This is a genomic window from Exiguobacterium sp. s150 (genome assembly GCF_018618435.1).
Taxonomy (GTDB): domain Bacteria; phylum Bacillota; class Bacilli; order Exiguobacteriales; family Exiguobacteriaceae; genus Exiguobacterium; species Exiguobacterium alkaliphilum.
In genome coordinates, this window is record NZ_JACSMC010000031.1 from 20,519 (window position 1) to 33,157 (window position 12,639).

A 12,639-nucleotide genomic window follows, 5' to 3' on the forward strand; every position below is an offset into this window, starting at 1 on the left:
CGACCCCAACATCGGGTCGACTCTCTTTTTGGTTAAACTTGTTTTGTCTTACGGAACCGTGCGAAGAACTCATACACGATTGGGACGATGAGAAGCGTCAACAGCGTCGAACTTGTGAGTCCACCGATGACGGTCACACCGAGCCCTTTCGAGATGAGTGCGCCACCCTCGAGCCCGAGGGCGAGTGGGGAAAGCGCCCCAATCGTCGCGAGCGCCGTCATGAGGATCGGACGAAGACGTGTGCCGGCCGCTTCAAGGAGCGCCTCACGCGTCGACAAGCCTTCCGCTTCTTTGTGAAGCACGCGGTCAATCAAGACGATGGCGTTCGTGACGACGATTCCAATCAGCATGAGTGCACCGATGAGTGCCGAGACGGAAATCGTCTCACCCGTCACGAGCAACGCGACCAGCCCTCCGATGATGGAGTACGGAAGCGAGAACAAGACGACGAACGGTGTGACGGCGCCGCCGAACGTGATGACGAGCACCAAGTACACGATGGCAACGGCTGCGAGCATCGCGAGGCCGAGCTGCGTGAACGACTCTTGAATCTGTTCCGTTACCCCACCGACGTCATACGATACACCGCTTGGAAGATCGATGTCCGCTACCCGTTCTTCGATGGCAGCCGACGCTTCCGTCGCTTTGTCCGTACTGAGCTCGACGTTGACACGTGCGAGCAGTTTCCCGTCGCGTTGGACGAGCGTGTCCGGTGTCGTTCCTTCTTCGACTTCAATGAAGTCCGAGATTGGACGTGGACCGAACGGGGTCGTGATGTCTTGCGCTTGTAAATCTTCGATGCTGTCATACGTGACTTGTTCGGTCGGGATGATGACGTCGAGTTGTTTGTCATCGACCGTCACACTGGCGAGCGGGCTTTCTTGAGCTTGGAACTGACCGATTGTCTGCGCGATTTGGAACGTCGAGACACCGGCTTCAGCCGCAGCTTGTTGGTCGACGTTGAACGTATATTGCATATATGATTCACGTAAGTCTGACGTGGCTTGACGGACGTATTCGGTCTCTTGCTCAATCGTCTCGACGAACGTCGGGACGATGGCCTCGAGGTCTTCGAGCGAGTTGGCATAGACGTTGTACGTCACCCCGCTCGTCGCGCCGCCACCTGTGAAGTCTTGCTCTTTCCACTCACCGGCCGGGGCGAGTTCGTTCAAACGTTCAATATCGGCAAGTTTGACATCAGCGAAATCTTCTGTGGCCGGATCATATTGTACGATGAAAATCCCTTGCTTGTTATTGCCCGGGTTGAGCGGGTTTTCGCCGCCGACCGTGAACTGCACGTCGGTCGCGTTCGGCTGTTCATCCATGAAATATGCTTCTGCAACTTCGGCTGCGGCAATCGAATCGTCAAGCGTCTGGCCTGGTTCTGGGTCGAACGTGACGAACAATGTCTTCTCCGAGTCTTGGTTCAAGAAGTTGACACCGATGGCCGGAACGAGCGCGAAGCTACCGACCAAGAGGAGTGTCGCGAGTCCGAAGACGACGAGCTTATGGTTGAGTGACCAGTCGAGGACGCTACGGTACCATTCGGCGAGTTTGCCTGGGCCTTCTTCTGGCTTCAACTTGTCACGGTTTTTAAAGAACGAGTCGGCCATCATCGGGACGACCGTAATGGCGACAAGGAGTGAAGCGAGCAGGGCGAAGACGACGGTCAATGCGAACGGCAAGAACAACTCGCCGACAAAGCCGGTCACGAAACCGAGCGGCAAGAAGACGGCAATCGTTACGATCGTCGACGAAGCGATCGGGATGAACACTTCTTTCGTCGAGGCGATGATGAGTTCTTTGCCGCGTAACGGCTCGTTCGGACGCGTGAGGCGGCGATAGATGTTCTCGATGACGACGATGGAGTCATCGACGACACGACCGATGGCGACCGTCATCGCACCGAGCGTCATGATATTGAGCGTGATGTCGAGTTGCTTCAAGACGATGAGCGCCATGAGGAGCGAGAGCGGGATCGAGATGACCGCGATAATCGTCGAGCGGACGTTACGGAGGAACACGAGAATGATGATGATGGCGAACAATCCGCCGAGTAACGCTTTCGATACCATCGTCTCGACCGACTCCTCGATTGGTTGTCCTTGGTCGAGCGTGATAGAGACGTTGGCCGTGTCGTATTCTGCCTCGAAATCATCGAGGATGTCTTTGACGGCGTTGACGACGTCGACCGTGTTCGCGTCTTGCGTCTTCGTCACTTGGACGCCAATCGACCGTTCACCGTTCGAGCGCGAAATCGACTCTTCGATACCGCGGTCTTCGATGGTCGCGAGTTCGCTCAAGGCGACCGTCGGGACCGTCGTCGGTACGTTGGCCGGGAGATCCGTCGGGACGTCTGTCGGCAAGTCAGCCGGCAGTTGCGGTGTCTCCCCGGTCGGAAGGTCACTTGGCGCGCCTGGTGCCTGCGGTGATTCGGCCGGTGAGTACGGGATTTGTAAGTCGCGGAACGCTTCAAGCGTCTCAGACTTCCCATCGATGACAACCGCTTGCTCCGTGTCGCCGAGCTCGTAGAGACCGAGGGCGATGCGGGCATCGTTCGCTTGAATTAACTGCTTGACCGTGTCTTCCGTCAAGTTGTATTCGGCGAGTGCTTCTGCATCGAACTCGAGTTCAACGCGACGAATCTCTTGGCCGGCGATTTGGACGAACTGCGCGCCTTCGACCCCTTCGAGAGCCGGTTGCAACTCCTCCTCGACGAGCTTCGTCAATTCAGCCAAATCGAGGCTCTCATCCGAGACCGCGGCCCCGATGACCGGGAACGCATCAAAACTGAGCCGCGACACTTGCGGGTCTTGGACCGATTCCGGCAAGTCGACGTTACTGAGCGCGTCTTTGACTTGCTGCTCGGCCGCTTCCATGTCGGTACTAAAATCATAGTCGATTTGAATGTTCGACGCGTTTTGGAATGAGCTCGAGCGGACTTGTTCAACTCCGTTCAAGCTTTTTAGTCGATCTTCGAGCACGGTGCTCACTTCATCGAGCACTTGCTCAGGAGAAGCGCCCGGATAAATTGTCGTCACCGAGACGGTCGGTGTCGTGATGTCCGGTAACGTTTCAAGCTTCATCGTGAGGCCAGCGAAAATTCCGGCGGCCGTCAAAATAATCGTCATCAACCAGACTGCGAACTTGTTGTTGACGGAGAAGGACGTGATCTTTTGCATGGTAGTGTATTCTCCTCTATGTGCGAATTGTTAGGTGGTGTCGATGGTGCGGGCTCGCTCAATCAAGCGGGCGATGATTTGTTGCTTTAGTTCTGTAGGCGGAACGCCGACGTTGAAATGTTCAGACATCATCATTCCTTCGAGCGCATAACGGATAATCATCGTCTCGACGGGATCTTTCGTCTGTTGAAACTGTTTAAAAAACGTATCGAGGTCGTTTTTCCAGCGCTCGGCGTAATCTTGTTCCACGGCGAAGAGCGTCAAGAAGGCAATCATCTTCTCGGCGTCGATTTCAAGCGGTGAGCGCTCCGGATACAGTCTTGTCTCATCAAATAAACGGACAAACGCCTCGACTTGTCCGTATCCGTCTCGTTGCAGCGATTCGTACAAGTCGTTTTGTTCAGTTTGAAGTCGTTCGACGATGGCGGTGAGTAATGCTTCTTTTGATGGATAATGATAGAGTAGGCCACCTTTTGACACGCCAGCCGTCTTCGCGACTTCATCTAATGTCAATTGATGGACGCCGTGGTCCATGATGATCTCGGTCGCGGCATCAAGTAATTTTTGTTTCGTTGCATTGGATCGGTTCGTCATCCTATTCCTCCTTTCTGTACCGACCGGACGGTTTGTTTCCTCTTCACTATAGGGCGTGCATCATTTTGAAGTCAAGAAATGATGGTTTCAAAACTGTTCGCTTATACATATATAACTACTGTAAACGATTTCAAAAAAGGGTTGACGTGAGAATGATTATCAGTGATGATAGTAATTGAGAGTAATTATCATTACCAATAAACAGACTAAAACGTGGGGGACTTACACATGAACAAAAAGTATATGGCACTAGGACTTTCGGCAGCACTTACGACATCTTTACTTGCCGCTTGCGCGAGCACAGAAGAGACAACGACAACAGGAGACAATGAGACGGCGGAAGAGTCGAAAGTCGTCAACGTCTACTCAAGCCGTCATTACGACGTCGACAAAGAGCTTTACAAACAGTTCGAAGAAGAGACGGGTGTGAAAGTCAACGTCGTCGAAGGGAAGGGCGACGAGCTACTCGAGCGTCTCAATACAGAAGGGTCGAACACAGAAGCAGATCTCTTTATCACGGCGGACGCCGGAAACTTGCACCAAGCGAAAGAATCAGGTCATCTTCAAGCGGTCGATAGCGACGTGCTTGAGTCGAACATCCCAGAAAAATACCGAGATACGGACAATGAGTGGTTCGGTCTCACGAAGCGCGCTCGTGTCATCGTCTATGCGAAAGACCGTGTGAACCCTGAAGACTTGTCGACGTATGAAGCACTCACAGAAGAACAGTGGAACGGTAAAGTACTCGTTCGTCCATCGGAGAACATGTACAACATCTCGCTCCTCGCCTCATTCATCGAAGTGAACGGTGTCGACAAGGCGAAAGAATGGGCAGAAGGACTCGTGAACAACTTCGCGCGTGACCCGCAAGGGAATGACCGTGACCAAGCGAAAGCCGTCGTCGCCGGAGAAGGCGATGTCGCCATCATGAACACGTACTACATGGGTCTCATGTTGAACTCAGAAGACGCGGAAGAAAAGAAAGTCGCGGAACAAGTCGGTGTGTTCTTCCCGAACCAAGACACGACTGGCACGCACGTCAACATCTCTGGGATCGCGATGACAAAAGCGTCGAAAAACTCAGAGAATGCAAAAAAACTCATGGAGTTCATGTCTAACCCGTCAGCTCAAGAGCAGTTCGCAAGTGCAAACTTCGAATACCCGGTCAATGAATCAGTCGAACCGAACGAGCTCCTCAAATCATGGGGTGAGTTCAAAGAGCAAGACATCAACTTGTCTGTGCTCGGTGAGAACCAACAAGAAGCTATCCGTGTGTTGAACGAATCTGGTTGGAAATAAGACGACTTCGGCTTGAACAAACGTTCAGGCCGAAGATTTTTCGGTTTCTCGGCAGTCCGACGGTACAACGCGAGCGCGGAAACTGATATGATGGGACAGGAAGTGATTGAACGAAAGAATGGGAGCTGTACGGCATGAACTGGTATGCGATGAAACGACAACTGAATGGATGGGCCATCCTCAGCTTTATCGCGCTCGTGTTCATCGTCTTGCCCGGCGTCATCGTCTTGGTCGAGTTGTTCGCTCCGGTGAACGACAACTGGCAACACATCCGTGAGTATTTGTTACCGCGTTACGTGCGGAACACGCTGATAATTATGCTGGCGACCGGGGTGCTGACGACGGTGATCGGGACGAGCCTTGCCTGGTTCATCACCGTCTACGACTTCCCGTTCCGTCGATTCTTCAAATGGGCGCTCATCTTACCGCTCGCCATCCCGCCGTATATCGGGGCGTATACGTACCACGGGATTTTGAATTACACCGGAATCATCCAGACGACGCTCCGGAACGATTTTGGGATTTCCGTGAATCAGTCGTATTTCAACATCATGACGATTCAAGGAACGATCTTCATCTTCACGCTCTTTTTATATCCGTACATTTATACGATCACAAGGGCCTTTCTCCACAACCAGTCTTCCTCGATGATCGAGAACGCCCGCATCCTTGGGCGCGGGTCATGGGACATCTTCTTTACGGTCGTCATCCCGATTTCTCGCGTCGCCATCATCGGCGGCGTCAGCCTCGTCTTGATGGAAGTGTTAAACGACTATGGGGTCGTGAAGTATTTCGGGATTCAGACGTTCAGTACGGCCATCTTCAGTACGTGGTTCGGGATGAAGGACACGTCTTCTGCGCTCAAGCTCGCCGGGACGCTCATGATCCTCGTCATCGCGATTTTGACGATGGAACGGCTCGTCCGGGGGAGAAAGCAGTTCAGCTATGCGACGACGAAAGTGAAGCCGCTGAAGCCGAGACCACTGAACGGATGGCATCGTTACGCGGTCCTCGGTTACGTGTCGACGGTGTTCGGGATCGCCTTCGTCATCCCGTTCGTTCAACTCGTCGCCTGGACGGTATTGACGTTCGAGCAAGTGTTCACCGCCGAGTTTCTCCGTCTCGTCTGGAACACGGTGAGCGTCGCCTTCATCGCCACGGTGATCATCCTCGTGTTCGCGCTCATCATCGCCAACTATACGCGATTGTTCCCGTCGAACATGACGCGCGTCATCTCGAAAGTGACGACGCTCGGCTATTCGATTCCAGGTGCGGCCATCGCCATCGCCGTCATTACCCTCTTTTTATTGCTTGATGAGTGGGTACTGAACGTCGCGCTCGCACTCAATCTCGGACAGACGTTCGTATTTCGGACGACGCTGATCATGCTCATCTTCGCCTATGTCATCCGCTTCCTCGCCATCGGGTACAACTCAATCGAGAGTGGGTTCGAGAAAGTCGGTAAGTCGTTCACGGAAGCGTCACGCATGCTCGGTTGGGGGACCGTGCAGACGTTCTTCCGCGTCGACATCCCGATGATCAAAGGGGCGATTATGAGCGCGTTCATCCTCGTGTTCATCGATATCATGAAAGAGTTGCCGCTGACATTGTTTTTACAACCGTTCAACTTCTCGACGCTCGCCACACAGGCGTTCAAGTATGTCAGTGACGAGAAGATTCACGAGGCCGCGCTCGCCTCGATCGTCATCGTGCTCATGAGCGGACTGTTGATCTTTGTTTTCCATAAGGTGCTTGATAAGGAGGCCGACTAATGTTTGTTCAAATCAACGACTTACACTTCAGCTATAAGGGTGCGCATGAAGAGACGATTAAAGGGTTCTCGCTCTCGATCACAAAAGGTGAAATCGTATCGCTCCTCGGTGACAGCGGGTCAGGGAAGAGTACGATTTTACGCCTCATCGCCGGTCTCGAGATGCCGAATCAAGGCGTCGTCGTCGTGAACGATTGCGTCTGTTGCGATGACTGCCAATTCATGCCACCGGAACAGCGTGGGGTCGGCATGGTGTTCCAAGACTATGCACTCTTCCCGCACATGACCGTTGAGAAGAACATCCGGTTCGGGCTCCATAAGCTTGGACGGAAAGAACGGAACGAACGCGTCGAAGAGATGCTCGCGCTCGTGAACTTGTCGGATTTCCGTCACCGGTTCCCGTACGAACTGAGCGGCGGTCAACAGCAACGTGTCGCGCTCGCGCGTGCGCTCGCACCGAAGCCGTCCCTCCTCATCTTGGATGAGCCGTTCAGTAACTTGGACACGTCACTCCAGCACCGGATCCGAGACGACTTGCGCCGTCTCTTGAAACAGACAGGCACGACGACGATTTTCGTCACCCATGACGAGGAAGACGCGGAGGCGCTCGCCGATCGTATCGTCTATCTTGGTGAAGGCAAAATTAAGAAGCAAATCATGACGGAGAACAACAAGACGTTCAACCCGCAGATTCCTTGCTTCGTGTAAAAGAAAAGCTCCCGTAGGACGACCGTCCTGCGGGAGCTTTTTTAATTATTCGGTTGCCTCAGCAGGACTTGATTCGTTGCCGAGCCGGTCGATTGCCGTTACGTAATAGGTGGCCGCTTCGTCCGGTACTTCAATACTTTTACGAGCGTGGGACGGAACGCTCTCAATGTGCACGTTCTCCCCATCAATCACTTGGTAAATCCGGTATCCAATGACCGCGTCGTTACGCACAGCGTGCCACGTGAGGAACGTACCACGGAGTTCAACGTTCGTCGGGACATCGAGTACAACGTCATCGGCAAGAGGGATTTCCGCATTGACGAGTTCGGTATAGACGACGAATCGCTCGTCATAACCGGCACTGCCGAACGTTCCGGAACACGTGATCAAGTTCAGGTTCCGTTTGTCCGTTGCGCCGAAGATTTCTTTGATGGGCGCATTCGCCGTCTCATAGCGCTCGGTCTTCGTCACCTCGAACCGGAGCGTGTTCCCTGCCTCATCGACGATGACGATTTCATCACCGGCAACGAGTTGGTCGAGCTCGTAAAAGACGGCGGGCCCCGTCTTGCTGTCGACGTGTCCGGCGATGACGGCATTGCCTTTACTTCCGGGCTTGACGCCAGGTTCGAACCAGCCGACTTGATCTTCGTCAGCCGGTACACCCATCTGACCGTTCTCGAGCAAGCCGACCTGTTCGATGGCGGTATCGACGTTAATTTTTGGGATTTGGATGGTGACCGGGGTCACTGCCTTAGCACTTTCTTCTTCCACTGCGAGCCGAAGTTTCTTCACCTCTTCCTGTAGAAGTGAGAATTCAGCCGATAAATCTGGACTCTCCTCTATTTGTTTTTCTTCTACAGGTGGTGACGACGATTCTTGGGCGCTCGTCCACGTCCAGAAGCCAAAACAAAAGAGAGAGAGCGCCAGAAACAAATGGCGCTTGTTCATGGGCTCCCTCCTTATTTCTTATTGTTCAGATACTTTACGGTTGCGAAGTGTGACGAAGGCGAGTAAGATTCCGCCAAGGACAGCAAGGCCAGCGTAGAGTGTGTTCATCGATTGTGTTTGTGCACCACCGAGACCTGTTTCAGGCATTTCTTCAGGCATTGTTGTTTCGTGGAACTTGTCAGGCATTTGTGTCACGATCGCGTTACCGAGTGTTTCACCGACACCGAACATGAACGCGTATCCTTCACGGAATGACATCCAAGCTGCTTCTGCATCACCGGCTACATATTGATCAAACGTTTGAAGCACGAGTGCTTCGTGTTGTTTGATTGCTTCTTCACCGGCAGCTTGTGGCAAGTTGCCTTCTGTTGCTGCATCGAGGAATGTGCTGAAGTCGACAGCGAACTGGTCAAGCTTCATACGAGCTTCTTCGATTTTCGCTTCGTCACCTTCGAGTGTGGCAGCGACAATGTCACCTTGGGCTGTGATGTGGTTGCCGTTCCATACTTTCTCGAACTGCGCTGCGCCTTCGTCACCGTATACAGAAGCGATGGCTGCTTTGAAGTCGAGTGTGTTCTGGTCTTCCGCCCAGCTCACGTAGTCGAAGTCTTCTGCTTGGTCGTATCCTTTTTGCATGCCGATTGCGGCGAGAGCGAAGTGCTCACCTGCAAGGCTGTTCAACGTTGAGCGGAGCTCGACGGCCGGTGTGTCGGCTGGTGAATCAAACTTGTCAGGCATTTGTGTGACGATCGCACCTGAGAGGGCTTTACTGATGTCGAACATGAGCTTGTATCCTTCACGATACGTCATGTATGCCGACTCGTAGTCACCTGCTACGTAGTTGTCGAATACAGAGAGGACTTGTTCTTCATGAAGTTCGAGGACGTCAGCCGCTGCATCTTTAGGAAGGTTACCTTCTGTCGCGGCGTCAAGGAATGTCGAGAATTCTTCGACAAACTCGTCGACTTCTGTTTCTGCCTCAGCGCGGAGCTCTTGGTCCTCTGACTTCGCTGCTTCGACGAAGTCTGCCGAGTAGTCGTTATGGCCGGCGAAGATTTCTTCGAATTGGGCCGCGCCTTCATCACCGTAAATCGATGCGATGGCAGGTGTCATGTCGAGTGCGTTTTGGTCGAGCGCTTTCATCGCCACTTCAGCGTCTGCTGCTCCGTCGTATGCTTTCATCATCGATGTGACCGCTAAGACATAGTGCTCAGATAGCAACTGGTCGAGTGTCGCACGAAGGTCACCGGCCGGTGTGCTCGCTGTCGGTGCGTGATCTGCCGCCTGGGCGTTGAGTGGGACGAGTAAGCCTAACGCTAATGCCGGTGCTACAATCTTGTTCATTGTTTTCTTCTTCATGTGAATCGCTCCTTTGTTTTGTGAGTGTTGTCGTTGTTTACACCCATCTAACGGAGCGGTTCAAAAAATGGATCACTCTTTTTTTATTTATTTTCGTTTTTTTGTTGAAGTGTGCGATAAACCCCTGGTGCGACGCCATATTTTCGTTTAAAGATTCGATGGAAATACGGATACGAATGAAAGCCGGACTGTTCGGCGATCTGTTCAAGTGAGTGTTGTGTGTAACGCATCTGTTCTTCAGCGAGTTGAAGGCGAATCGACTGAGCGTAGGCGATGATGGTCAGACCGGTTGCTTCTTTAAAGAGATGCACCGTGCGCGAGACACTCAGTCCGACCGCGTCGGCGACGTCCGCGACTTTAAAGTCGTCCGTCGCGTGGCTTTCGATATAGCGCATCATGCGGGAGACGACGGGCGGCCGCGTATTCATCCGATTCTCATGCATCGCCCGGTCAAGCATGAAGAGTAGCGCTTGGACGAGCGTCTCGATAATCCGCTCATCTTGGTCGATTGCAGGACGCCGCGCCTCTTCTGTGATGTGTTGCCAAAGCGATAGCATGCGTGCATCAATCGGAATGGACGTCATCGTCTGACGGGGCGCTTCTTCCCACCAGGCATCGAGCGGGGCACCTAAACAAAACAAGTGATAGTCGCCGCTCGCCGGGGTGTCGACGTGGAGCGCGTAATCATCGCCCGGCCTGACGAGCAACAAGTCCCCAGGGCGTGCCGCATACGTCTCACCGTTGATGACGACGCGGGCCGTCCCCTCCGTCTGCAACCGAATCAAATACGTCTCAAGTTGATTTGGAAACGGAAAAGTATAGGATGTAGTGTGATAAGAATAGCCACAAAAGCCGATCTCCATCGAATCTTCCTTTCTTAATAGCAAAATCGTTCATATTTCAATCATATCATGGATAGCCATGTGTTCGAATAGACGGTACGATGAAGGCGACAGAACGTATGAGGAGGATGAACATGAAACAATGGTGGAAAGAAGCGGTCGTCTATCAAATTTATCCGCGCAGCTTTAACGATTCGAACGGGGACGGGGTCGGGGACATCCCGGGCATCACCGAGAAGATGTCTTATTTAGCAGAGCTCGGCATCGACGTCATCTGGCTCTCGCCGGTATACGATTCGCCGAACGACGACAACGGATATGACATTCGCGACTATCGCGCCATCATGGACGAGTTCGGCACGATGGCAGACTTCGATGCGATGTTAGAGGAAGCGCATCGTCACGGCATCAAAATCATGATGGACCTCGTCGTCAACCACTCGTCGGACGAACATCATTGGTTCATGGAATCTCGCTCGTCAAAAGACAATCCGTATCGTGACTACTACATTTGGAAGAAAGGCAAGGACGGACAGCCTCCGACGAACTGGGGGGCGTTCTTTGGCGGCAGCGCCTGGAAGTATGATGAGGCGACGGATGAGTACTATTTGCATCTATTCAGTAAGAAACAACCGGACCTCAACTGGGAGTCGGAGACGCTTCGTCGTGAAGTGTACGACTTGATGACGTATTGGCTCGATAAAGGGGTCGACGGGTTCCGGATGGACGTGATCAACATGATTTCGAAAGACCAGAGCTATCCGGACGGGGAGACGCGGGGCACGGGTTACGGCGACGGGACACCGTTCTTCTTTAACGGGCCACGCATTCACGAATTCATGCAGGAGATGAACAAGGAAGTACTCTCGAAGTACGACACAATCACGGTCGGCGAGATGCCGGGCGTGAGCGTCGAGGAAGCGAAACTGTATACCGCTGAAGATCGGAACGAGTTGAACATGGTATTCCATTTCGAGCACGTCGACGTCGGCAACGGGAGCTTTGGGAAGTGGAACCCGACCGATTGGAAGTTGACTGATTTGAAGACGATTTTCTCGCGTTGGCAAGAAGGGCTCGACGAGGAAGGCTGGAACAGCCTTTATTGGAGCAACCATGACCAACCGCGTGCCATCTCCCGTTTCGGGAACGATTCGGCAGAATATCGCGTGCGGTCTGGGAAGATGCTCGCGACGCTCTTACACATGTTGAAAGGGACGCCGTATATCTATCAAGGGGAAGAGTTCGGGATGACGAACGTCGCCTTCGATGCGATTGACAAGTATCGGGACATCGAGACGCTCAACGCCTATCGCGATTACACGTCGAACGGACTGCTCACGCATGAAGAGATTTTCCGCGGCATCCACGAGCGTGGACGCGACAACTCCCGGACGCCGGTCCAATGGTCGGCTGAGGCGCAAGGAGGGTTCACGACGGGGACGCCTTGGATTGACGTCAACCCGAACTACGTCGACATCAATGCGGAAGCGGCCCGGAAAGACCCGGACTCGCTCTTCCACTACTATCGCCAGTTGATTCAGCTCCGGAAACAGAACCCGGTCGTCGTCTACGGGAAGTATGAACTGCTCTTACCAGACGACGAGGCGGTATATGCGTTCACACGGACGTACGAAGGTGAGACATGGCTCGTCCTGTGTAACTTCTCGGATGAGGAGCAAGTGCGGGAACTCCCGTTTGAAGTGAACGAACGCGTCATCGGAAACATGGAACCCGTGTCCCCGTTCACGCTTCGCCCGTACGAGGCACAAGTGTATAAAGTGTGACAAAAAACTCGCCTTTAGAGGCGAGTTTTTTCAGATTGTAGACAAAGTCACGTTTCAGGCGAACTGAAACGTGACTTTGTCGTTTTCGGGCCTTGAGGCGCTCTGCCCGAGCCCCTTTTTCAGGCGGGCTGGGCGTTCTTCCATGCCCAGCC

9 protein-coding genes are annotated in these 12,639 nt (G+C 53.3%); 4 read left to right on the top strand and 5 right to left on the bottom strand.

Going from position 1 to position 12,639, the window contains the following annotated elements; translation table 11 throughout:
• Positions 1-32: 32 nt before the first annotated feature.
• Positions 33-3,182 carry an efflux RND transporter permease subunit gene (locus KNP76_RS12820; RefSeq protein ID WP_214844753.1) on the bottom strand — a complete coding sequence of 1,050 codons (3,150 nt, stop codon included), beginning with the start codon at positions 3,180-3,182 and terminating at the stop codon, positions 33-35.
• Between the two features lie 30 nt (positions 3,183-3,212).
• The gene (locus KNP76_RS12825; protein ID WP_214844754.1) at positions 3,213-3,776 is read right to left on the bottom strand and encodes a TetR/AcrR family transcriptional regulator; all 564 of its coding nucleotides are present in this window, start codon (positions 3,774-3,776) and stop codon (positions 3,213-3,215) included.
• Positions 3,777-4,004: 228 nt separating this feature from the next.
• On the opposite strand from KNP76_RS12825, the gene KNP76_RS12830 reads away from it, so the two are divergent.
• The 3 genes from KNP76_RS12830 to KNP76_RS12840 all read left to right on the top strand — a co-directional run bounded on the left by KNP76_RS12830 (position 4,005) and on the right by KNP76_RS12840 (position 7,554).
• Positions 4,005-5,075, top strand: coding sequence for a Fe(3+) ABC transporter substrate-binding protein (locus tag KNP76_RS12830; protein ID WP_214844755.1), 1,071 nt, complete (start codon positions 4,005-4,007; stop codon positions 5,073-5,075).
• Positions 5,076-5,209: 134 nt separating this feature from the next.
• Complete coding sequence (locus KNP76_RS12835; RefSeq protein WP_214844756.1) at positions 5,210-6,847, top strand: ABC transporter permease; 1,638 nt, start codon at positions 5,210-5,212, stop codon at positions 6,845-6,847.
• Complete coding sequence (locus KNP76_RS12840) at positions 6,847-7,554, top strand: ABC transporter ATP-binding protein (protein ID WP_034805278.1); 708 nt, start codon at positions 6,847-6,849, stop codon at positions 7,552-7,554. The genes KNP76_RS12835 and KNP76_RS12840 overlap by 1 nt, the downstream gene beginning before the upstream one ends.
• A gap of 45 nt (positions 7,555-7,599) precedes the next feature.
• On the opposite strand, the gene KNP76_RS12845 is transcribed toward KNP76_RS12840, so the two are convergent.
• The 3 genes from KNP76_RS12845 to KNP76_RS12855 all read right to left on the bottom strand — a co-directional run bounded on the left by KNP76_RS12845 (position 7,600) and on the right by KNP76_RS12855 (position 10,724).
• Positions 7,600-8,502: a class F sortase gene (locus tag KNP76_RS12845; protein WP_214844757.1), complete on the bottom strand. Its 903-nt coding sequence runs from the start codon at positions 8,500-8,502 to the stop codon at positions 7,600-7,602.
• Between the two features lie 18 nt (positions 8,503-8,520).
• The gene (locus KNP76_RS12850; protein ID WP_211780111.1) at positions 8,521-9,861 is read right to left on the bottom strand and encodes a globin family protein; all 1,341 of its coding nucleotides are present in this window, start codon (positions 9,859-9,861) and stop codon (positions 8,521-8,523) included.
• An 83-nt stretch (positions 9,862-9,944) separates the two neighbouring features.
• On the bottom strand, positions 9,945-10,724 hold the full coding sequence (locus KNP76_RS12855) for an AraC family transcriptional regulator (RefSeq protein ID WP_034816831.1): 780 nt from the start codon (positions 10,722-10,724) through the stop codon (positions 9,945-9,947).
• A 113-nt stretch (positions 10,725-10,837) separates the two neighbouring features.
• On the opposite strand from KNP76_RS12855, the gene KNP76_RS12860 reads away from it, so the two are divergent.
• Positions 10,838-12,487 carry a glycoside hydrolase family 13 protein gene (locus tag KNP76_RS12860; protein ID WP_211780109.1) on the top strand — a complete coding sequence of 550 codons (1,650 nt, stop codon included), beginning with the start codon at positions 10,838-10,840 and terminating at the stop codon, positions 12,485-12,487.
• The last annotated feature ends 152 nt before the right edge of the window (positions 12,488-12,639 follow it).

Excerpts from the sequence above, each read along its gene's own strand:
- KNP76_RS12835 (WP_214844756.1), top strand. The coding sequence starts at position 5,210 with ATGAACTGGTATGCGATGAAACGACAACTGAATGGATGGGCCATCCTC.
- KNP76_RS12825 (WP_214844754.1), bottom strand. The coding sequence starts at position 3,776 with ATGACGAACCGATCCAATGCAACGAAACAAAAATTACTTGATGCCGCG.
- KNP76_RS12850 (WP_211780111.1), bottom strand. The coding sequence starts at position 9,861 with ATGAAGAAGAAAACAATGAACAAGATTGTAGCACCGGCATTAGCGTTA.
- KNP76_RS12845 (WP_214844757.1), bottom strand. The coding sequence starts at position 8,502 with ATGAACAAGCGCCATTTGTTTCTGGCGCTCTCTCTCTTTTGTTTTGGC.
- KNP76_RS12855 (WP_034816831.1), bottom strand. The coding sequence starts at position 10,724 with ATGGAGATCGGCTTTTGTGGCTATTCTTATCACACTACATCCTATACT.
- KNP76_RS12830 (WP_214844755.1), top strand. The coding sequence starts at position 4,005 with ATGAACAAAAAGTATATGGCACTAGGACTTTCGGCAGCACTTACGACA.
- KNP76_RS12860 (WP_211780109.1), top strand. The coding sequence starts at position 10,838 with ATGAAACAATGGTGGAAAGAAGCGGTCGTCTATCAAATTTATCCGCGC.
- KNP76_RS12840 (WP_034805278.1), top strand. The coding sequence starts at position 6,847 with ATGTTTGTTCAAATCAACGACTTACACTTCAGCTATAAGGGTGCGCAT.
- KNP76_RS12820 (WP_214844753.1), bottom strand. The coding sequence starts at position 3,182 with ATGCAAAAGATCACGTCCTTCTCCGTCAACAACAAGTTCGCAGTCTGG.